The sequence below is a fragment of the Chelatococcus composti genome (assembly GCF_014201415.1).
In the GTDB taxonomy this organism is placed as follows: Bacteria; Pseudomonadota; Alphaproteobacteria; order Rhizobiales; family Beijerinckiaceae; genus Chelatococcus_A; species Chelatococcus_A composti.
Genome location: NZ_JACHEH010000002.1, coordinates 21,464 through 41,621, shown reverse-complemented (window position 1 = coordinate 41,621; position 20,158 = coordinate 21,464). Strand labels below are relative to the sequence as shown.

The following is a 20,158-nucleotide window of genomic DNA, read 5'->3' as shown; positions in this document are numbered from 1 at the left end:
TTACGCCGCGGCGCTGGCGTCCGATCTTCCCACTCGTTCCGACTCGCGACGTTACGCCCAAATGGTTAACAAAAACTGATTCCCTCTTGCAAGAACCTCTCGCCGAAACATGTGAAAGTCGGCGTAAAAGATTGAATCGCAGTCGGTTTCCAGTCTTTCCGCGGTTAACGTAACGCATGAGAAAATTGGCGCAAGTGACTCATGTGACTCGTTCGCCCAGCATGACGGACAGGGCCGCCGGCCGCGGAGCAGACGTAGCTTCAGTCTTAACGACCGCGGTAAACGAAAGGTTGACGGCTCCCGCCGCCCCAATCGTGGATAACCTCTCTTTCTGTTTTTCCGCGCGCCCGTACGTGGCGGGCAGCGGTTGCCGGCGGGCTGTGGCATGAATGCCGCAATGGCGGTGCCATCGCTGCAGCTGCGGCAGCAGGCGCCCGTGGGTAAGGAAGAGCTAACCTCCATCGGCGATGTTCGGCAGGTCAGCGGCCCCTTTGGGCGGCCGCGCCCGTCTTTGGCGGCTTGTCGAGGAGTAGAACAAGCGATGAAGTCGCGGAACACGCTTATTCGCCTGAAGCGCTTTCACGTGGAGGAGAAGCGCCGCAGGGTCCAGCAGATCGAGGCCATGACGGCCGAGTTCGTCCGCATGGCAGACGAGCTCGCGCGCGAGGTCGCAGCCGAGGAGGCGCGGGCCGGCATCAGCGATCCCAACCATTTCGCCTACCCGACCTATGCCAAGGCTGCCTCGCAGCGGCGGGACAACCTGCTGCGCTCGGCCGAGGAGCTGCGCGCCCAGCTCGAGGACGCCCGGGCCGAGCTCGATGAGGCCATCGAGGAACTGCGCAAGGTCGAGCTCCTGGATGACCGCGAGGCAGTGCGCGAGTCGACCCGCGAGGCTGTTGCCCACGCCTGACGTGGCGGCCGTCAGGCCGGCACGATCAGGGGAACGTGTGGCGCGGCGTCGCGTGGCAGCAGCCCGACGAGGCGCGGATCGTCCATGACCTCGATGGCCCGCTTGTAGGGGCGAAAGCCCATCCGGATATAGAAGGGCAGGGCGCTCGGGTGGTCGAGGTGGCACGTATGCACCGTCAGCCGGCGGATCGGCCGCGACCATGCCCGGGCGAGTGCCAGCTGCATCAGCCTGCGCCCCGCGCCCTGGCCGACGGCTGACGGGATGAGTCCGCAGTAGACGAGCTCGGCCTCGTCCCCTCCACGGAAGTCGAGTTCCATGAGGCCGGCCTCCTCGCCCGCGAGGACGACGGCATAGGCCTCGACGGCCGGGTCTGCCAGGATACGTTCCGTCTCCGCGGGCGGCACCGCGAGCCGGCTGAACCACAGCCACGGCCCGCCGACCGTCTTGAACAGACGCAGATAGCGGTCGACGTCGCCCGCACCGAGCCTGAGGAGGGACAAATCGCCGCTGTCCGTCCCTGTGGTCGCCGGCGGCTCGGTCATCTCGAGGTAGGTGACCACCGTGGCGAGCTTGCCGGCGGGAATGTCAGTGTAGCCATCGCGCAGCATGGCCGGCTTCTCCGTCCAGATCGGTTCCGCGCCGCAGCCCCGGCCGGCGGCGCGAGCCTTTCGCTGCCCTTGCACGAGAAGGCCCGGCGGCGTCAAGAAAGCCTTGCGGGCGCGCGCCCGGTCGGGCACAGATGCCGGAGGGATCGGCGAAGGATGCATCGGACCGTGCGTCGGGGGAACGCGCGGCAGTCGCATTCCGCATCGGGGGCGAAGCCCAAGGATCGATGAAGAAGAAGCTCGAGTACGTCTGGCCGGTCATCGGCCTTGCCGCGGTCGTCTTTTCGGTCTGGCTCCTCTATCGGGAGCTGAAGGATATTTCCGCGAGCGAGGTATTCGACAGCATCCTTGCGATTCCGCTGAAGCACTGGATCCTCGCCGGCCTGTCCACCATCGTCGCCTATGGCGCGCTTGCCTGGTACGACCGCATCGCGCTCCTGCATCTGGGCAAGAAGCTCTCCTGGGTCGTCATCTCGCTCGTTTCCTTCACCACCTACGCGCTGTCCCACAACATCGGCGCCTCGGTGCTGTCGGGCGCCATGGTGCGCCTCAGGGCCTATGGCACGATGGGGCTGAGCCTCGCCGAGGTGGGCGTGCTCATTGCGCTGTGCTCCTTCACCTTCGCACTGGGCAGCATCCTTCTGGGCGGCCTCGTGCTCGTCGGCGAGCCGGAGATCGTCAACCGGCTTGTTGAGGATGCTCCCATCTGGCTCTCGCGGCTCGCGGGCGTGGGCATGCTCCTCTTCGTGGCGCTCTATGTGCTCGGCTCATGGCTGGAGTTCAAGCCGCTGAAGATCGGCAACTTCGCCATCTACTACCCGCGGCTCAACATCACGGTGCGCCAGCTCTTCGCGGCGCCGCTTGAGCTGCTCGGCGCGGCCGGCATCATCTATTTCGCCCTGCCGGAGGCCGGCAACCCCGGCTATTTCGTGGTTCTCGGCGTCTTTCTCGCCTCCTTCTCGGCCGCGCTCATCTCGCATGCGCCGGGCGGCCTAGGCGTGCTCGAGTTCGTCTTCCTCAAGGCGATGCCGGACATGGACCAGGCGGACGTGCTTGCAGCGCTGCTCATCTTCCGCCTGTTCTACCTGCTGGTGCCGCTCGCCTTCTCCATCGTCGTCGTGGTGCTGTTCGAGCGCTCGCGCATCGCCTGCGCCCTTCAGGAGCGTGTCACGGCGAAGGTCGGCGCCGGCAAGGCGGGCGCATCACGGCCCGGAGACGGCGCCCCCTGATGCCGGGCCTGCGCAAGCGCCTGCGCCGGCTCGCCTTCGGTCTCGGCACCGTCACCGGCCTTGCGCGTCGCGGCTATTTCATTCCCCACCGGCATGCAGGTGCGGCACGCTCCGTGCCCTATCCCGCGTTCGAGCCGATCTTTGCCGCCGCCGCGCCGGCCATAGAGGCGACACTCGCCGCCATCGACGCGGTACAGGCGGAGCTTGCGGCCATCCCGGCCGGGGGGACGGGCCTGCGCTGGCGGCAGATGTGGTTCCCCCGGCTCGATGCGGCGGCCGCCTATGCCCTCGTGCGACGGGAGAAGCCGGCGCGCATTGTCGAGATCGGTTCCGGCCATTCCACGCGCTTCATGGCCCGGGCGGTCGCGGACGGCGGCCTCGCAACCAGGATCCTCTGCATCGATCCGGCGCCGCGCGCCGACATCGCCTCCCTTCCCGTCACCCACCTGCCCGCGGTGGTGGAGGAGGTTGCCGATGACGCCCTCCCGCAGCTGGCGGAGGGAGACATCCTGTTCGTCGACTCGAGTCACGTCGCCATGCCGGGCAATGATGTCGACCGCCTCTTCCTCGACATCCTGCCGCGGCTGCCCGCCGGGGTGCTGGTGCACGTGCATGACGTCTTCCTGCCTGACGCCTATCCGCAGGCCTGGGCCTGGCGGGGCTACAACGAGCAGCTGCTCGTCGGTGCCCTGCTGCAGGGCGGCGGTTACGACATCGTCTTCGCGAGCCACTATGCCGCGACGCGGCTCGGCGAGGCTGTGGCGGCGAGCGCGGCCGGCGCCCTGCCGCTCGTCGACGGAGCCTTTGAGACAAGCCTTTGGCTGCGCAAGCGCTGAAACGGCGCGTTCAGGCCGACGTGCGGCGTGCAACGCCGCTGCCTGCTTCGGGAACGGCGAAGCCGGCGGCGGCATAGTCGGCAAGCTTGTTGCGCAGTGTGCGGATGGAGATGCCCAGCATGCGCGCAGCGTGGGTGCGGTTGCCGCCGCAGTGGGCGAGCGTGGCGAGGATCAGCTCCCGCTCGACGACAGCCATGGGCTGGCCGACGAGTGCCTCGGCAGCGCGCAGGGCAGGAGAGAAGCTTCGGGGCGTTGCGTCGCTCATGGCAGGGCACCGTCGCAGAATGCCGACAGGGGAAGGCTCGTGGTGCCGCGTGACCGGATCCATGCCTGCCGATGCGACCGTGCCTGCCGCGAGGGCCTTGCTCCCATTGCGCCTTCTCCGTGCGTGTTGCGCGAGCCCGAGGCCCGCTGGTGTGCGCGCGGATGTTTTCGCGCTCATGGTTAGCGGGCGGTTAAATGACTAGTGACAATTGTCGCATGCTGGCGAAAACACTTCCTGCCGGCCCCTCGCAGGAACTGCTGTCCGGAAATGGAAACGCCGGCCTGCCGGCCGGCGTTTCCTTTGCGTTCCGAGGTTACGCCCGGGGGACCTGCGGCGCCTTACTGCCTGTAGTGCTGGATGCGCGTCGTCCGCAGACCGGCGAGGCCGTGCTGGTCGATCGACTGCTGCCAGCTCAGGAACTCCTCCACCGTCAGCGTGTAGCGCTGGCAGGCCTCGTCGAGGCTCAGCAGGCCACCGCGCACGGCGGCGACGACTTCCGCCTTGCGCCGGATGACCCAGCGCTTGGTGGAAGACGGCGGCAGGTCGGCAATCGTCAGGGGACTGCCGTCGGGCCCGATGACGTATTTCACCCTCGGGCGTTGGGGTTCGGTCATGATACGCTCACACTAACTCGACTGACCAACGTCGAGGGGGAGCTTAGGCCGGCTTGATTTAAGATTTGCCTAAAGCAAAGCGGGGGCTCTGCCGGCCCGTGACACGGCCACACCCTTGCGCAGGCGGCAGAAATTGCCGCTTTGTGCAACCGGAAAAAGTGTGCCCGCCGCAAAGCGGACACACGGCGCACCTAAGGGTAACACCGGGTTTTACTGCGCTTGCCGGGCATTATATGAATGCGCCAGCCAGCTGCACCTCCGCCTTGCGGCGGGGAGGAGAGGACGAGCCATGCTCAACAGCCTTGATCTCGCCAAGCCGCCCGCCGAGACGCGCGTGGTCGTCGCCATGTCGGGCGGGGTCGATTCCTCCGTCGTCGCCGCCATGCTGAAGCGGGAGGGCTATGATGTCATCGGCATCACCCTGCAGCTCTACGACCATGGCGCGGCCGTCCACCGTCGGGGGGCGTGCTGCGCCGGCCAGGACATTCACGACGCGCGCCGCGTGGCAGAGCGCCTTGGCATTCCCCACTATGTCCTCGACTACGAGTCGCGCTTCCGCGACGCGGTGATCGAGCGCTTCGCCGAGAGCTACCTGGCCGGCGAGACGCCCATTCCCTGCGTTGAATGCAACCGCACGGTGAAGTTCGCTGACCTGCTCGAGACGGCGCGCGACCTCGGCGCTGACGTGCTGGCAACCGGGCACTATGTTGCCAGCCGCCCGCTCCCCAACGGCCGCCGCGGGCTCTTCCGCGCCGCCGATCCGGACCGCGACCAGAGCTATTTTCTCTACGCCACGACGGCCGAGCAGCTCGAGTTCCTGCGCTTTCCGCTCGGCGACATGACGAAGAGCCAGACGCGGGCGCTTGCCCACGAGTTCGGCCTCGCCGTGGCCGACAAGGCCGACAGCCAGGACATCTGCTTTGTGCCCAACGGCCGCTACACGGAGATCATCGAGCGGCTGAAGCCGGGCGCTGTGAAGCCGGGTGAGATCGTGCATGTGGACGGCCGCGTGCTCGGCCGGCACGAGGGCATCATCCACTACACCGTCGGCCAGCGGCGTGGCCTCGGCCTGTCGGTAGGCGAGCCGCTGTTCGTTCTCAAGCTCGATGCGGAGAACAGCCGGGTCATCGTCGGCCCGCGCGAGATGCTCGGCACCGCCAGCATCCGGCTGCGCGATGTCAACTGGCTTGGCGCCACGGCGCTGGATGAGCTGCCGCCGGAGGGGCTCGAGGTGGCCGTGCGGGTGCGCTCCACCCGCCCGCCGTGCCCGGCCTTCCTGCGCCACGACACTGAAGGTGTGGAGATCGTGCTCGCCAGTGCCGAAGAGGGTGTCGCGCCCGGTCAGGCCTGTGTCATCTACGACAGTGTGGAGGGACGGGCGCAGGTGCTGGGCGGCGGCACCATCCGCGCCACGCGCCCGGCCGACGCGCGTGACGCGCTGGCAGGGGCAGCAGCCTGACGGGGACTTATCGACGAGGGGGGCGATGGCAGCGGCCGACATCAAGGGGCCCGATACGGCCTCGATGCGCAAGGCCTACGCGCGGTGGGCACCGGTCTACGACCTGATCTACGACAAGCTGACGGCGCCGGCCCGGCAGCGGGCAGTGTCGGCGGCGCTTGCCTGCGGCACGCGCATCCTCGAGGTGGGCGTGGGCACTGGCCTGTCGCTAGACGATTATCCGGAGAATGCGCGGGTGACGGGCGTCGACCTGTCGGAGCACATGCTGCGCCGCGCGCGCAGGAAGGTGGAACGCCTCGGCCTCGGCCAGGTGGAGGCGCTGGCTGTGATGGACGCCTGCCGCCTCGGCTTCCCGGACGGGGCCTTCGACGCCGTTGTCTCGCAGTTCGTCATCACACTGGTGCCCGACCCTGAGGCGGCGCTCGATGAGTTCGCCCGCGTGCTGCGGCCGGGCGGCGAGATCATCCTCGCCAACCATTTCGGCGCAGCCTCCGGTCTGCTCGCCGGCCTCGAGGAGGCGATCGCGCCGCTGGCCACCAAGGTCGGCTGGAGCGCCGCCTTCAAGGCTGAGCGCATTGCCCGCTGGGCCCGCTCGCGCGGCGTGGCGGAAGTCGTCTCCCTCGAGCCCGTCTTCCCCGCCGGCTTCTTCAAGGTGATGCGCCTGCGCAGGTTCGCTTGACCGGCGCAGGGGCGGGCGCGATCAGCCGCTTTCCCCAGGGCAGGACGGCCCCTATCGGCGGCCGCCGTACAATGCGTGGAAAGCATGCGCGCTTCCTTGACAGCCGCCGCACCACCTCATTATATCGCGCCGCACGGTGCCAAGCGCCGCATGCCCGAACGGGGCGGAGTAGCTCAGCTGGTTAGAGCAGCGGAATCATAATCCGCGTGTCGGGGGTTCGAGTCCCTCCTCCGCTACCATCGCTTGAAAGTCCATAAAAATCAGGCAGTTAGCGCCGAACGGAGGTTCGGACGACTGTGAGACATCTCACGCAGATGTATGCGGAGATGCCATGGCGCTGCCCTCCTACATGTCCCGGCGCGAGGGACGCTATTACCTGCAGATTCGACTCGCCCGGCCTCTGGCCAAGCTGGCCGGCATTTCCCTGTTCAGGGTGTCTTTAAGAACCAGCGACTATCGTCAGGCGCGGCTGCGGCTCGCCGAGTGCCTGGTTTGGGTTCACCGAATGAACGAAATCGATGACGCAGATTATGCTGGCTTGTTCAGGATGAACATCCGCCAGCTTCGTGGGTACCTGGCCGACGCCCTCCCGTTGAGCGAGGAGCGTCTGGGCGCCCGCCGGATCTACGAAGAGATGCTCAAGAACCTGATCCGGCGCACCAAGGCGGCGGGACACGATCCGGACATGGTGGCACCGGGGTTCCGGGAACTGTTCGAACGCTTCGTGCTCCAGAACGTGGAAGCGGAGGAAGGGCTCAGGCGCGCAGAGAGGATCCGGGAATACGAACGCGGCCGGGCGGACGTGCTCGCTGCCATCGAACTCGGCGTACTTCCGCAGCAGGGGCGGCCGGTTCCGGGATATCCTTTGGCGGCGCACATTCACGCGACGGGCAACGTCGCCTCATTCTCACCAACCGTCTCCGGATCAGCCCTCGAAGTTCCTGGTCCAACAAGTGGGGCGCCAGGCGTGGTCCAGATGCCACGAGGGGAACTGGCGAACGCCGACAAAACGTCCGATCCTGTTCACCAGCAAGCCTCGCTCCGGTTCTCCGACGCCCTCGCTGCCTATCTCGAGGCCGACGAGAAGGCCAATGGAAACGCGGACGCCCGGTCGGTCGTGAAGCTTGTCGTTCAGTTCATCATTGACAAGATGGACGACCCCCTGCTTTCCGAATTCGACGAGGAAGCGGCCGCGCGAATTGACGCGATGCTGCCTGACATCCCCGATCGCAAGAACATCCCGCGCGAACACGTCGGTAGTCTCGCAGCGCGCTACGACTACGCGCAGAAGCACGGTTGGGACGGTCTGAAGCGCCTCACGGAAGCACGGCTGAAGAATGGCTATCACAATGCCCTGTCCCGCTTCTTCGGATGGCTGATCCAGAAGAAGCTCTACCTGCGCGAGATGCCCCGGTTCTCGAGGGTCAGCGATGAGAACCTCGTTTCCCTGGAGCGGGATGCGTTTTCCACGGACGAGGTGAGCAGAATTTTCTCGCTGCCCCTCTTCACCGGCTGCCTCAGTGCCGAGCGGATCTGGGTCGAGGGAAGGTGTCTCGTCCAGAACCACCTCTATTGGGGATACGTCATGTCGTTCCTCACGGGCGTACGGCCCGGAGAGCTCGGACAGATCGAGCTCGATGACATCGAGGAGGAGCACGGGATCTACTACCTCCAGCTGCGTGCCTTCGATCCGAAGAAGGGACGCGTTGCGCGCAAGGAGGTGAAGCGGTTCAAGACCCCGGCGTCGCAGCGGACAATTCCGCTGCATCCCCTCATCCTGGATCTTGGGCTGCTGGAACGGATCGAGGATCTGCGATCGATCGGCTGCCCGGTGCTGTTTCCTGAATGGGAACCCTATCCGAAGCCGGGAGGCGAGATGCGATGGGGGCAGCCGCTGACGAAGAGCTTCCAGTATCTCAGGAGAAAGATCGGGCTCGATCGCTTCGACGTGGCGCTCTACTCGTCCCGACACTGGTTCGCTCAGTTGATCGATGAGACAGAGATCAAGGATGCAACCCGGCGCAAAGTGATGGGCCATTCCGGCGGCAAGGACGTGGCGACGCGATATGGCCGGAAGCGGCGCCTGACCACTCGCGATCTCTCGGAGCTTGTCCAAATCTCTTCTCCCGAGATCGACGAGATGGGCCGTCTGTTGTTAAGCGCCAGGGAGCGGGCGGACCGAGGCGAACTGACGGTGCTGAAACCCTGGCTGACGCCGGCAAACTGGTCCGACTACTACAAGCGGAAGTTGCTGGGACAATGACCAATTGCGCCGATTGCACGATGGCCCATGCGGTGGGCATTCTCCTGCAAATGCTGGCTCACCAGGCGAATGACAAAGGCAGCGCCGCCTCGACCCCGTAGGCATCGCGGTTGCGATCGATGAAGTCCTTCAGGACTTGTACCGGCGGTCGAGCTCCGCCTGGGCAAAAAACGCCGACGCCTTGCGCAGGATCTCGTTGGCCTGGCGCAGCTCGCGCACTTCGCGCTCCAAGGCCTTGATCCGCGCCTGCTCGTCGGTCGTCAGCCCCGGCCGCAGCCCACTGTCCCGCTCGGCCCGACGGACCCACGTCCGCAGCGTCTCTGCCTTGCAGCCGATCTTCCCGGCCACCGACGTAATCGCCGCCCACTGGGAGCTGTGCTCGCCCTGGTGATCCAGGACCATCCGCACCGCCCGTTCACGCACCTCGGGTGCGTACCTCGTCAATTTGTTGCTCATGGCTCCATCCTCTCAAGGTTTGGAGCCTCCGGGAAAGGCGGGGCGATTCAAAGAGACGCCTTCAAGAACTCCTCAGCCTGATCGTGCGCATCGAGGAGCCAGGCGTGAAGGTGCTACGGGTGCGCTCTCGTGTGAATGCGCCTACCCCCGCTGGCGAGGTGCTAGTCAGGGAAGGCTATGCCGGTGGGGAGGCCCGGCAAGGGGATCAACTGGTGGCAAGTGAGGGGGATGGAGAAAGAGCAACTGAGCCTGATCTGTGAAGCGGAGAGCGGCAAGCGCTGGGAGGATGCACCCGATAAGAACAGCAGAAGTGCCGGAGATCGCCGATGAGTTCAAACGCGCCCTCTGCATGCCGAGGCCGACACGTCTACCCAGCGGAGCTCTATACTGAGTGCTTTTTTGTCCTGCCTTGTTTTCTGCTACAGTGTAACAGCGCAACAAAGACTGGCTGTTGGCGGGCATGTCAGAGGACGTTCTCGATCGATTTGATTCAATTCGCAGATTTTCGCGTGGCGGCCAAGCGGCACCGCACAAGCCGCTGCTCCTTCTCTATGCGTTGGCACAACTCAAGAATGAGGGCGCCGAGCGCATCACCTTCAACGAGGCCGAGAAGGTGGTCGACCCGCTGCTGCGTACCTACGGCTCCTTCCGGAAAACGCCAACCGTTGCGCATCCTTTCGTGAGACTTGCCAACGACAGGGGCAGGTTCTGGTGGATCGAGGATCACACAAAGACACCCTCGGGAGACCTTCTCATTTCCGAAGCGCGGGAACGCAACCTCAAGGCAGGCTTCTCCGAGGATGTTCTGCAAGCCTTTCGAGAGAATCCGAAACTGATCGATCTCCTCGCGATCAATCTGCTCGATCGCAACTTCCCGCCCAGCCTTCATGCGGACATCCTCGAAAGAGTCGGCCTTCATCTTGGTCAGGACGAGTTCGAGGCTGTCCTGCGGCGGAAGCGTGATCCAAGGTTTCGGGTGGCCGTGCTTTCCGCCTATTACGAACAGTGCGCGATCTGCCGATATGATCTCAGATTGAACGGCGCTCCGGTCGCGCTCGACGCCGCCCACATTAAGATGCACTCCGCTGGCGGTCCGGACGAAGTTCCCAACGGCCTCGCGCTCTGCTCACTTCACCACAAGCTTTTCGATCTTGGCGTCCTGACAGTCGATCCGAAATACGAGATCCTCGTTTCGGACCATGTCGTTGGGGAATGGGGCCGCCGACTGCAGGACAGCCTGCATGGCAAGCCGATTGCGCTGCCCCGGCGGGACACCGATTTCCCGGCCGAAAAGTACCTCACTTGGCACAAGCGAAACATCTTCAAGCAGGCTTCGGTGCAGTCATGACCTCCGGAAAGCTGGTGCGGGACAGGATACCAGAGATCATCCGTTCGGAGGGCAGCAATCCCCGGATCCCGAGGCTCGCAGGCGCTGAACTGCTTTCTGCTCTTTAGGGAAAGCTCGCCGAGGAACTGGCGGAGTATCACGCGGCGTCCGACGATGCATCCAGATGCGAGGAGCTGGCTGACCTTATCGAGGTCATCCTGGCTCTTGGCAGTATACATGGCTGCCCTGAAGAGGCCCCCATGAAGATCGTTGCCCGAAAGCGCCTCGTGGAACGAGCCTTCGCTGCAGATCTTTCAAAATTATCGGGCACCAGTCGTCAGGAATGCTCCGGACGGCGTCCGGGAACTTGCGATGCTCCTAGGGGAGGCCCAGTCCGCCTCAATACGTGACGGGCAGACCGCGGAGTGACCAACATCCGCCGGCTGAAGGTCCGCCGACGTGCTCACGCACGACAAGACTCAGGCGATGGTGGGACCAGGAACGCAGTTTCACCTTGTTTCCTCAGAGCAACCCGAATCGCTTTCCCAGAATTCAGAATCGATTGCCCTGCAAACGGCGTTACAGGGAGTAATGGGGGGAGAAGATGTCGCTGTTCGGCAAACGCCGTGCGCGAAGCACCATCGATCAGGACCGAGAACGTGCGTGAAGGCGCGGCATTTGGCGGAGACTTTCGGTGTCGGGAAGAAGGATCCCGGTGGGTTCCGGGGCGAAGTCAGTGCGACTGCCGCCCATGATGCCGGCGAACGGCGTGGCGGACTCGAGCTGGAGCCCTGATCGGCTCGGCGCCTTCCCAGCAGCGCCTCGTGCCTCGTGAGAGGCCGCAGGGACGCCTTGCTTGCGGGAACGTGACCACCGGGCGAAGGCGTATCTCGAGGCGCTTCTTGCAGAGTGGCGGAAGCACTTCCGCGAAGAGTGGTTGCCCTATAAGGCGGTGATTATTTTTCCGGCCGGTGAGAACGGCGGTGGAAAACTAGACCACGGTAGCGGCGGGATAGTCCTGCTGCGGGCGGCGTAAAATCCGGCCACCTATTTCCCTTCTGCGCAGCGCAGGGAGGGATGAGGGATCTACACCGTGGAATTATATCTGAAGGTTCGGGTTGCTTGCGACGGGGGCATGAGCCAGCGCGAGGCATCCAGGCATTTCGGCATCTCACGCCTTCCGGCTGCGAAATCAGGCAGACGATGCAATAGATTCGGTGATCGGCATAGCCCGTGGCGGGTCTGGTGATCCGGACGAGCTGTCCGACATGGAATGCCTCTTTCATCGGCGCCTCCAATCCCTTGGGATGCGATGAACAAGCGCTTGAAGCGGTTCAGGAACACCACGCCACCTCTTCCTAGCCGCCAAGCTTCGATCTTCTTCTCGCCTCTTCCCGACTTTGGTGCGGATCAAGAATGAAGGCTGAGGCGAAACGATGGCGAATTGCCGTTTCCTCCAGCTCCGCGGCATCAGGACGCCTCCCGATTCAAGCATCGTCCAGCAGAGCGCGAATGCCCTGTGGGCGCATTCACATGCGATAGCCTTGACAATTGAAACGCTCGAGCCTCACCCGCGCGCAATGACGTGGAAGAAGCTGCCCGTCACGAAGCCCCGTCGGTGGCCGGCGGTGCCCAGGTCATTGCCTTCGGCGTCCGCGATTGCGGCAAAGGCGGCTTCCGGGCTCGTGTCGCTTCGCGTGACAGAGGCATAGTGGAATTCATGGCCCACGAGACGCTGGCCGGAGGCTCCCAGCCCTCCATGGTGAAGCAGATGCGCGACCCGGTAGCCGAGATGCATCTTCCGCTTGGCATAGCTCGTCTCGACCGGCAGGAGGCCCGCCATGGGGTGCACGCGGCCGTCCGCGTCTTCCAGGGACTGGCCCAGCACCATGTAGCCGCCGCATTCGCCATGCACCGGGCGGCTTTCGGCAAAGCTGCGGAGGCCCTCGAGAAAGCGCCGGGCTCCGGCGATCCGCCCAGCGTGAAGCTCCGGATAGCCCCCGGGCAGCCAGCAGACATCGCAGTCCGGCGGCGGCGGTTCGTCCGCGAGCGGGGAGAAGGGCACGATCTCCGCTCCCGCCTTGCGCCAGCCCGCGAGCACATGCGGATAGACGAAGGAGTAGGCCTGGTCGGAGGCGAGCGCGATGCGCTGGCCCGGCGGCGGCAGGGGGACCACGCTCTCGACCGGATCGAGCCGCGTCGGGCGGGCGAGCGCCACGAGCCGGTCGAGGTCGAGGGCGCCTTCCACCGCATCGGCCAGACGCTCGAGTCGTGCATCCAGTTCCTCGGTCTCGCCCGCCTGGACGAGGCCGAGATGGCGCTCGGGCAGGACGAGGTCGGCATTGCGCGTGAGAGCGCCGAGCACCGGCAGGCCGATGCGGGCCATGCCGTCCTCCACCAGCCGCCGATGACGTTCGCTCGCGACCTTGTTCAGCACCACGCCGGCCACCGTGATCCGCGGGTCGAAGCGGGCGCAGCCGAGGGCGACGGCGGCGGCCGATTGCGCGTGCCCGGACACGTCCAGGACGAGGATGACCGGCCAGCCGAAGAGGGCGGCGATGTCGGCACTGGCCCCCGTACGGCCGATCTCCTGGCGGATGCCGTCGAAGAGACCCATCGAGCCTTCCGCGATGACGAGATCCGCATCGCGCGCGGCCTCGGAGGCGATCGCGCCGAGCAGGGGCCCGTTCATGGCGAAGCTGTCGAGGTTGAAGCTCGGAGCACCGGTGGCGGCGGCATGGAAGGCCGGGTCGATGTAGTCCGGGCCGCATTTCACGCCGCGAACATGCAGGCCTTTGCGGGCGAGCGCCCGCTGGAGGCCGAGAACGACGGTCGTCTTGCCCGATCCAGAACGGGGCGCGGCGATGAGAAGGCCGGGGCTGATGCTCACTGGGCCGCCTCGCTTCCAAACTCGAGCAGATGATTGGCGATGGCCGAGCGGAAGGCGGCAATCGCGCCGATGGCGATGATGGCGGGGGAGCGGATGAGGCCGTCCTCGGCGAGCTTCGGCAGGGTCGCGAGCGTTCCTTCCACCACGCTTTCCTTGGCGGTCGTGGCGCCGTGCACGGCGAGCGCCGGCGTGTCGCCGGAAAGCCCGCCGTCCATGAGGTCTTTCACGATGGAAGGCAAGCTCGACACCGCCATGTAGAGCACGATGGGGGCGCCGGTCCGGGCAAGCGACGTCCATTCGATTTCTGCATCCGGAGCGGAATGGCCGGTGGCGAGGATGACCGCATGGTTCGTCTTGCGCATGGTCGCCGGCACGCCGTGGATGGCGAGCGAGGCGAGACCGCTCGAGACGCCGGGGATGATGCGGAACGGAATGCCGGCTTCCGAGAGGGCCAGCGCCTCCTCGCCGCCGCGCCCGAAGATGAACGGGTCGCCACCCTTGAGGCGCAGCACCCGCTTGCCCTCGCGGGCGAGCAGGATCAGCCGCTCGCAGATGTCGCGCTGCGCCGCCGAGGGCCGGCCGCCGCGCTTGCCGGCGAATTCCATGGCGGCGCCCTCGCGGGCAAAGGACAGGACGGCAGGATCGACCAGGGCGTCGTAGACGATGACATCCGCCGCCGCGAGGGCGTTCAGCGCATGGATCGTGAGCAGGCCGGGATCGCCCGGGCCGGCACCGACGAGCCAGACCGTGCCAGGGGCAAAGGGGGGCGAGAGGCGGGAGAGGTCGGTCATGCGGGCCTCCGGCCGTGACCGGCGATCACGATGCGGCTATTGGAATTCATGGTGACGATGTAAGAGGGCGTATGGACGAGAGTAAACCCGCCGGATCGTTGCGCCGTGGCTGGACCACGGGCGCCTGCGCTACGGCGGCGGTCAAGGCGGCCTATTGGGGCTGGCTGACCGGCGATTTCCCGGATCCGGTGGAGATCGTGCTCCCGGGCGGAGCGCGTCCCGCCTTTTCCCTGGCGCTCATGGAGCCGGTCGAAGGCGGAGCGCGGGTGGGAATCGTCAAGGATGCGGGCGACGATCCGGACGTGACCCACGGCGCTCTGGTGGTCGCAACCGTTCGGGCCGGCGCGCCGGGATCGGGCGTGACCTTCCGGGCGGGCGAGGGCGTCGGCACCGTTACCCGCGCCGGGCTGCCCTTGCCGCCGGGAGAGCCCGCCATCAATCCCGCGCCGCGCCAGATGATCCGCGACAACCTGGATGAGGCGGCACGCAGCCTCGGCGGGCCCATCGATATCGAGGTCGAGATCTCCATTCCGGGCGGCGAGGCCATTGCCCAAAAAACCCTCAACCCGCGGCTCGGCATCCTGGGCGGGCTGTCGATCCTCGGCACCACCGGCGTGGTGGTGCCCTATTCGTGCTCGGCCTGGATCCACAGCATCTATCGCGGCATCGACGTGGCTCGCGCCGGCGGTCTCGACCATGTGGCGGGCGCGACGGGCTCCACGTCCGAGAAGGCCGTGCAGGCCCTGCATGACCTGCCGGACCACGCCCTCATCGATATGGGCGATTTCGCCGGCGGCATGCTGAAATATCTGCGCCGCAACCCGGTGCCCAAGGTCACCATCGCGGGCGGCTTCGCCAAGATGACCAAGCTCGGCCAGGGCCTGCTGGACCTGCATTCGCGCTCCGGCACGGTCGATCTCGCCTGGCTCGCCGAGCGTCTTGCCGAGGCCGGCGCCGAGCCCTCCGTCGTCAAGGAGGCGCGCCAGGCCAACACGGCGCTCGAAGTGCTGGAGACCGCAAAAAGCCTCGGCCTTCCGCTCGCGGACGTGGTGGCGCAGCATGCGTGGCGCACGGCCGCCAAGGCCCTGCGCGGCGCGGACATCGCGCTGGAAATCATGGTGTTCGACCGCAAGGGCGAGCTCGTCGGCCGCGTGCCGTTCCATCCGGTCGCCTGAAGCCGCGCGTCTCATCGGCTGTCCTCGCAGGCGCTGGGGCGGAAGCGGCGGTCGTAACCGGTCGAATAGAGGGCGCTGTCGCGGAAGTCTTTTGCTGCAAGCGTCTGTCCGACCAGGATCAGCGCCGTGCGTTCCAGTTTCTCGGCGCGGACCATGGCGGCAATCGTGCCAAGGGTGCCCTTGATCACCCGCTCGTCCGGCCAGGAGGCGCGCCAGACCACCGCGGCCGGGCAATCGGCGCCGTAAGAGGGCAGCAGGTCCTCGACCACCTGCTCGATCACGTGGATCGAGAGGTGGATGGCGAGCGTCGCCTTCGTCTGCGCGAAGGTGGCAAGCCGCTCCGTCTCCGGCATGGCGGAGGCCCGACCCGAGGTGCGGGTGAGAACCACCGATTGTCCGACCTCCGGCACCGTCAGCTCGCGCCCGAGCGCCGCCGCCGCCGCCGCGAAGGCGGGGACGCCAGGTGTGATCGTATAGGGAATGCCGAGCGCATCGAGCCGCCGCAACTGCTCGCCCATCGCGCTCCAGATCGAGAGATCGCCGGAATGGAGCCGCGCCACGTCCTCAGCATTCTCATGCGCCCGCACATATTCAGCCGTGATGGCATCGAGATCGAGGGGAGCCGTATCGACGAGCCGTGCGCCGGGCGGACACCAGGACAGGATTTCCGGCGGCACGATGGACCCGGCATAGAGGCAGACGGGGCAGCTTTCGACGAGCGTGCGCCCGCGCACGGTGATGAGATCGGCAGCGCCGGGGCCTGCGCCGATGAAATGGATGGTCATGGGCCGGTCTCCAGACGCGCGAGGGCACAGGTGGCAGAGGGGGAGGCGATGCGTTCCAGGATGAGTTCGGCCCGGGACCCCGCGGCTGCGAGCGCCGCCGCTTCCGCCACCGAGCCGATCCCATGCGCGGCGATGGAGCGGGCGGATTGCGTGCGCACGCGCGGCGCCGCTTCTGACAGGGCGGGCTCCGCAACGGAGGCGGCGACGACATTGAGCCGACGGGCCGCTTCCGTGAAGGCGGGAAGGGCGGCGAGCGCTTCGACGGTCGCAAGCTTTCCGAGCGCATCGGCTGCGATTGCAGCGCGATCCAGCGCCTGCTCCACCAGCGCCACGATCTCGTCGGCGGCGACGCTGCGCCTGAATCCTATGCCTGCCACGATCATGGCTTTGTCACCACCCACTGCGTGACGGGCATCGCCGCCCGCCAGCCGTGCATGCCGCCGACGGCTTCGAGACGCGAGACCGCCAAGCGCCGCATGGTGCCGCCATGGCGGGCGTAGAGCATGCCGAGAAGTGTCTCGGTTTCCAGCGTCACGGCATTGAGGACGAGGCGTCCGCCCGGTTTCAGCGCCGCCCAGGCCGCCTCGAACACGCCGGGTTCCGACGCGCCGCCGCCGATGAAGATGGCATCCGGCGCGGGAAGGTCGGCCAGGGCTTCCGGCGCGCGCCCGATACGGATGTCCAGCGCCGTCGCCCCGAGCTCGAGCGCGTTGCGGCGCGCCCGTTCGGCGCGTTCCGGGCGCTCCTCGATCCCGATGCAGCGGTTGCGCGGATGGCGCAGGCACCATTCGATGGCGATGGAGCCCGCACCCAGGCCGATGTCCCACAGCAGCTCGCCGGCCCGGGGCGCCAGCGCCGCCAGGGTCAGGGCACGGATCTCGGCCTTGGTGAGCTGGCCGTCGTTCTCGAACCAGGAATCGGGGAGACCGGGTGCGAGGGGGACGATGCGGGCGTCCCCCGTCGCCACGATCTCGAGGGCGATGGTGTTGAGCGGATCGATGTCGGCGATGGTAAAATCGTTCGCCACCGTATGGCGGATGCGTTCGCGCGGGCCGCCCATGGCTTCCAGCACCGTGATCGTCGAGGCGCCCAGGCCGTGCGCTTTCAGGAGCTCCGCGAGTTGGCCTGGCGTCGAGCCGTCCCAGGACAGCACGAGGAGGCGCGCTCCAGGCTGGAGGGAGGGAATGACCCGCTCCAGGGCCCGGCCGTGCAGGCTCAGGCATTCGCAATCCGGCAGCGACCAGCCCATCCGCGCGGCTGCGAGGCTGAAGGCGGAAGGCTGCGGAAAGCAGACGATCTCATCGGCAGGAACCAGCCGTGCCAGCTCCGCGCCGACACCGTAATGGAACGGGTCGCCCGTCGCGAGAACGCAGGTCGGCTGGCCCCGGCGGGCGAGGATCATCGAATAGCCATCGGAGAAGGGGCTCGGCCAGGTTTGCGTCTGCGCGGACAGAGGCGCTACGAGGGCGAGATGGCGGACACCGCCGATCACGAACTCCGCCCGGTCAAGCGCGGCGAGCGCTGCGGAGGAAAGCCCCGCGCGTCCGTCCTCGCCGATGCCGATGACGGTGAGCCAGGGAGCGTTCGGCGCCATGCTCGACTTAGCGCTAGAATTCGGGGAAAAGGGGCTCATGCGCATCCTCATTCTGGGCGGCACTTCCGAAGCCTCCGCACTCGCGGCGCGGCTTGCTGGCCAATCCGCCTTCCGCCCGCTTCTGTCCATGGCCGGCCGCACCAGCGACCCGCGCCCCCTGCCGGTCCCGACCCGCATCGGCGGCTTCGGCGGCGTGGAGGGGCTCGCCCGCTTCCTGGCGCAAGAGCGGATCGAGGCGGTGATCGACGCGACTCATCCCTTCGCGTCCGCGATGTCCCGCAACGCGGCCGAGGCCTGCGCGCAGGTGCAGGTTCCGCTGCTCGCCCTGCGTCGTCCGCCCTGGGTGCCGCAGGAGGGGGACCGATGGATCGAGGTCGCGTCCATGGAGGAGGCCGTCCGCGCCTTGGGAGACATCCCTCGCCGCGTCTTTCTCACCGTCGGTCGTCTCGAGCTTCCGCCCTTCGCAGCCGCGCCGCAGCACACCTTTCTCGTGCGCACCATCGAGCCGATCGGCGAGGCGTTGCCCGTGCCGCACGTCATCGCCATCCGCGACCGCGCGCCCTTCGACGAAGCGGCCGAGCGGGCGCTCATGGAGCGCGAGCGCGTCGAGGTGGTGGTGACGAAGAACTCCGGCGGGGCCGCGACCTATCCGAAGATCGCGGCGGCGCGGGCTCTCGGCCTTCCGGTCATCGTCGTGGCGCGGCCGGAGAAGCCCCGCGGCGTCGAGGAGGTCGCAACCGCCGATGCGGCCTTCGATTGGCTGGAGCGCCGTCACGGCCGCACCCCGTAGGACCGCGGCGTGTAGACGAAAGGCGCTTTGCCCTCGGGCCGCTCGATCAATCGCGTGGTGCTCGCGCCGATGATCACGATAGTGGACATGTCGGCCATGGAGGCCTCCACCTCGGAGAGCGGCAGAATCCTGATCCGCTCGTCCGGACGCATGACGGCGCGCGCCAGGATGATCGGCGTGTCGGGACCTTGCGTCTCCGCGACGATCTTGAACGCCGCGCCGAGCTGCCAGGGCCGGGCGGAGGAGATCGGGTTGTAGAGCGCTACGACGAAATCGGCGGCGAGCGCCGCACGCAGCCGCGCCTCGACGACCTCCCAGGGCTTCAGGTTGTCGGAAAGCGACATGGCGCAGAAATCGCCGCCGAGCGGCGCGCCCACGCGGGCGGCGGCGGCGAGCATCGCCGTGATGCCGGGCTCCACGCGGATGTCGAGGCTGCGCCAAATCGGATCGCCGTTCTCCACCGCCTCGAACACGGCCGCCGCCATGGCAAACACGCCGGGATCGCCGCCGGACACCACGGCCACGCGGGAGCCTTTCGCGGCAAGATCCAGCGCGAAGCGCGCGCGGTCGAGTTCGACGCGATTGTCGGACGCGTGGCGGCGCTGACCCGGCCGTTCCGGCACGCGGTCCACATAGGGTCCGTAGCCGACGAGATCGGTAGCGGAGGCGAGCGCCTCCGAAGCCGCGGGCGTCAGAAAGCGCGGATCGCCCGGGCCGAGGCCCACGATGGTGACGCGCCCCGTCATACGCGCCTCCCTTGTCCCGGCACGATGATGAGCGAGAAATAGGGAGCGTCGAAATCCTCAGGGAGTTCAGGCAGCGGGACGATCCTTTCCTCCGCCATGGTGGCGCGCTCCACATAGATCGCGCGCTCCAGGAGCCCGGCAGAAGCCAGCGCTGCGCGAACCTTCGGCAGGTTGCGTCCGAGCTTCATCACCACGGCCGCATCGGTGCCGGAGAGGCGCCGCGTCAGCTCCGCCTCGGGCAGCGTGCCGGGGACCACGGTGAGGACGTCGTCGCCCCAGGTGATCGGGGCGCCGGCGCGGGTCCAGGCGCCTGACATGGCTGTGACAGCCGGTACCACTTCAATTGGAATGCGGTCTTTCAGACGCCACCAGAGATGCATGAAGGAGCCGTAGAAGAAGGGATCTCCCTCGCAGAGCACGGCAACGGTACGCCCGGCCTCGACCTCGGCGAGGATCCGCGCCGCCGCTCCCTCATAGAAGGGGTTGAGGGCCGCCGCGTAGTCACGATGATCGGCCGGGATCTCCGTCGTCACCGGATAGACGAGGGCGATTTCCCGGTCAGGATTCTGTCCGACCACGGCATCCGCGATGACGCGCGCATTGCCGCGCCGCCCGCGCTTGCAGAAATGAACGAGCCGGTCGGCGCTCTCCAGCACCTTGCGGGCGCGCACGGTCATGTAGTCTGGGTCGCCGGGGCCGAGCCCCAGGCCGAAGAAGCGGATGGAGCATTCCGTCATGCCTCGC

The 20,158-nt window shown here is 66.8% G+C and carries 18 protein-coding genes, 1 tRNA gene, 2 pseudogenes and 1 other annotated feature; of the genes and pseudogenes, 10 read left to right on the top strand and 11 right to left on the bottom strand.

Annotated features, from left to right (window positions below; genetic code table 11):
* Positions 1–541 precede the first annotated feature (541 nt).
* A complete protein-coding gene (locus tag HNQ73_RS03420) occupies positions 542–910 on the top strand; it encodes a flagellar export protein FliJ (RefSeq protein WP_183332297.1) in 369 nt (122 codons plus the stop codon).
* Positions 911–921: 11 nt separating this feature from the next.
* Here HNQ73_RS03420 and HNQ73_RS03415 read toward each other — a convergent pair whose 3' ends face one another.
* Positions 922–1,518, bottom strand: a complete 597-nt coding sequence (locus tag HNQ73_RS03415; RefSeq protein ID WP_183332295.1) for a GNAT family N-acetyltransferase — start codon at positions 1,516–1,518, stop codon at positions 922–924.
* 224 nt (positions 1,519–1,742) lie between these two features.
* Between HNQ73_RS03415 and HNQ73_RS03410 the strand changes: the two genes are divergently transcribed.
* Together HNQ73_RS03410 and HNQ73_RS03405 are read left to right on the top strand one after the other, a co-directional pair.
* Positions 1,743–2,744, top strand: coding sequence for a lysylphosphatidylglycerol synthase domain-containing protein (locus HNQ73_RS03410; protein ID WP_183332293.1), 1,002 nt, complete (start codon positions 1,743–1,745; stop codon positions 2,742–2,744).
* Positions 2,744–3,580, top strand: coding sequence for a class I SAM-dependent methyltransferase (locus HNQ73_RS03405; RefSeq protein ID WP_183332291.1), 837 nt, complete (start codon positions 2,744–2,746; stop codon positions 3,578–3,580). Before HNQ73_RS03410 ends, HNQ73_RS03405 begins: the two co-directional genes overlap by 1 nt.
* Positions 3,581–3,590: 10 nt before the next feature.
* Here HNQ73_RS03405 and HNQ73_RS03400 read toward each other — a convergent pair.
* Positions 3,591–3,833 (bottom strand): annotated as a pseudogene (locus HNQ73_RS03400) (helix-turn-helix domain-containing protein); the annotation flags it as partial.
* A gap of 350 nt (positions 3,834–4,183) precedes the next feature.
* Positions 4,184–4,459, bottom strand: coding sequence for a CtrA inhibitor SciP (gene sciP, locus HNQ73_RS03395; protein WP_026015031.1), 276 nt, complete (start codon positions 4,457–4,459; stop codon positions 4,184–4,186).
* Between the two features lie 289 nt (positions 4,460–4,748).
* Here sciP and mnmA point away from each other — a divergent pair, with 289 nt between their 5' ends.
* The 4 genes from mnmA to HNQ73_RS03375 all read left to right on the top strand — a co-directional run bounded on the left by mnmA (position 4,749) and on the right by HNQ73_RS03375 (position 8,860).
* Positions 4,749–5,918 (top strand): tRNA 2-thiouridine(34) synthase MnmA, encoded by a 1,170-nt coding sequence (gene mnmA / locus HNQ73_RS03390; protein WP_183332287.1) that lies wholly within the window; start codon positions 4,749–4,751, stop codon positions 5,916–5,918.
* 25 nt (positions 5,919–5,943) lie between these two features.
* Positions 5,944–6,597: a class I SAM-dependent methyltransferase gene (locus HNQ73_RS03385; protein WP_183332285.1), complete on the top strand. Its 654-nt coding sequence runs from the start codon at positions 5,944–5,946 to the stop codon at positions 6,595–6,597.
* Positions 6,598–6,759: 162 nt separating this feature from the next.
* A tRNA-Met gene (locus tag HNQ73_RS03380) sits at positions 6,760–6,836 on the top strand.
* Between the two features lie 92 nt (positions 6,837–6,928).
* Entirely contained in the window at positions 6,929–8,860 is a 1,932-nt protein-coding gene (locus tag HNQ73_RS03375) for a site-specific integrase (RefSeq protein ID WP_183332283.1), read from the top strand.
* 61 nt (positions 8,861–8,921) lie between these two features.
* Positions 8,922–9,035 (bottom strand) — a sequence feature (AL1L pseudoknot).
* On the opposite strand, the pseudogene HNQ73_RS03370 reads toward HNQ73_RS03375, so the two are convergent.
* A pseudogene (locus HNQ73_RS03370) lies at positions 8,949–9,316 on the bottom strand (transposase); the annotation flags it as partial. (Overlaps the previous feature by 87 nt.)
* A 460-nt stretch (positions 9,317–9,776) precedes the next feature.
* On the opposite strand from HNQ73_RS03370, the gene HNQ73_RS03365 reads away from it, so the two are divergent.
* Positions 9,777–10,664, top strand: a complete 888-nt coding sequence (locus tag HNQ73_RS03365) for a phosphorothioated DNA-binding restriction endonuclease (protein ID WP_183332281.1) — start codon at positions 9,777–9,779, stop codon at positions 10,662–10,664.
* Between the two features lie 1,546 nt (positions 10,665–12,210).
* On the opposite strand, the gene HNQ73_RS03355 is transcribed toward HNQ73_RS03365, so the two are convergent.
* Together HNQ73_RS03355 and cobA are read right to left on the bottom strand one after the other, a co-directional pair.
* On the bottom strand, positions 12,211–13,533 hold the full coding sequence (locus HNQ73_RS03355) for a cobyrinic acid a,c-diamide synthase CobB (RefSeq protein WP_183332279.1): 1,323 nt from the start codon (positions 13,531–13,533) through the stop codon (positions 12,211–12,213).
* Positions 13,530–14,324, bottom strand: coding sequence for a uroporphyrinogen-III C-methyltransferase (cobA, locus tag HNQ73_RS03350; RefSeq protein WP_183332277.1), 795 nt, complete (start codon positions 14,322–14,324; stop codon positions 13,530–13,532). The genes HNQ73_RS03355 and cobA overlap by 4 nt, the downstream gene beginning before the upstream one ends.
* Positions 14,325–14,395: 71 nt before the next feature.
* Here cobA and HNQ73_RS03345 point away from each other — a divergent pair, with 71 nt between their 5' ends.
* A complete protein-coding gene (locus HNQ73_RS03345) occupies positions 14,396–15,499 on the top strand; it encodes a cobalt-precorrin-5B (C(1))-methyltransferase (RefSeq protein ID WP_183332275.1) in 1,104 nt (367 codons plus the stop codon).
* Positions 15,500–15,510: 11 nt separating this feature from the next.
* Here the strand turns inward: HNQ73_RS03345 and cobM are convergent, their stop codons facing one another.
* From cobM to cbiE, 3 genes are read right to left on the bottom strand one after another with little or no spacing between them, the layout of a single operon-like run.
* The gene (cobM, locus tag HNQ73_RS03340; RefSeq protein ID WP_183332273.1) at positions 15,511–16,284 is read right to left on the bottom strand and encodes a precorrin-4 C(11)-methyltransferase; all 774 of its coding nucleotides are present in this window, start codon (positions 16,282–16,284) and stop codon (positions 15,511–15,513) included.
* Entirely contained in the window at positions 16,281–16,667 is a 387-nt protein-coding gene (locus HNQ73_RS03335; protein WP_210304926.1) for a cobalamin biosynthesis protein, read from the bottom strand. Before HNQ73_RS03335 ends, cobM begins: the two co-directional genes overlap by 4 nt.
* On the bottom strand, positions 16,664–17,878 hold the full coding sequence (gene cbiE / locus HNQ73_RS03330) for a precorrin-6y C5,15-methyltransferase (decarboxylating) subunit CbiE (RefSeq protein WP_183332269.1): 1,215 nt from the start codon (positions 17,876–17,878) through the stop codon (positions 16,664–16,666). Before cbiE ends, HNQ73_RS03335 begins: the two co-directional genes overlap by 4 nt.
* 37 nt (positions 17,879–17,915) lie before the next feature.
* Here cbiE and HNQ73_RS03325 point away from each other — a divergent pair, with 37 nt between their 5' ends.
* Complete coding sequence (locus tag HNQ73_RS03325) at positions 17,916–18,668, top strand: cobalt-precorrin-6A reductase (protein WP_183333290.1); 753 nt, start codon at positions 17,916–17,918, stop codon at positions 18,666–18,668.
* On the opposite strand, the gene cobJ is transcribed toward HNQ73_RS03325, so the two are convergent.
* Positions 18,650–19,414, bottom strand: coding sequence for a precorrin-3B C(17)-methyltransferase (gene cobJ, locus HNQ73_RS03320; protein ID WP_183332267.1), 765 nt, complete (start codon positions 19,412–19,414; stop codon positions 18,650–18,652). The two genes, HNQ73_RS03325 and cobJ, sit on opposite strands and share 19 nt — an antisense overlap.
* Positions 19,411–20,151 carry a precorrin-2 C(20)-methyltransferase gene (locus HNQ73_RS03315; protein ID WP_183332265.1) on the bottom strand — a complete coding sequence of 247 codons (741 nt, stop codon included), beginning with the start codon at positions 20,149–20,151 and terminating at the stop codon, positions 19,411–19,413. The genes cobJ and HNQ73_RS03315 overlap by 4 nt, the downstream gene beginning before the upstream one ends.
* Positions 20,152–20,158 lie beyond the last annotated feature (7 nt).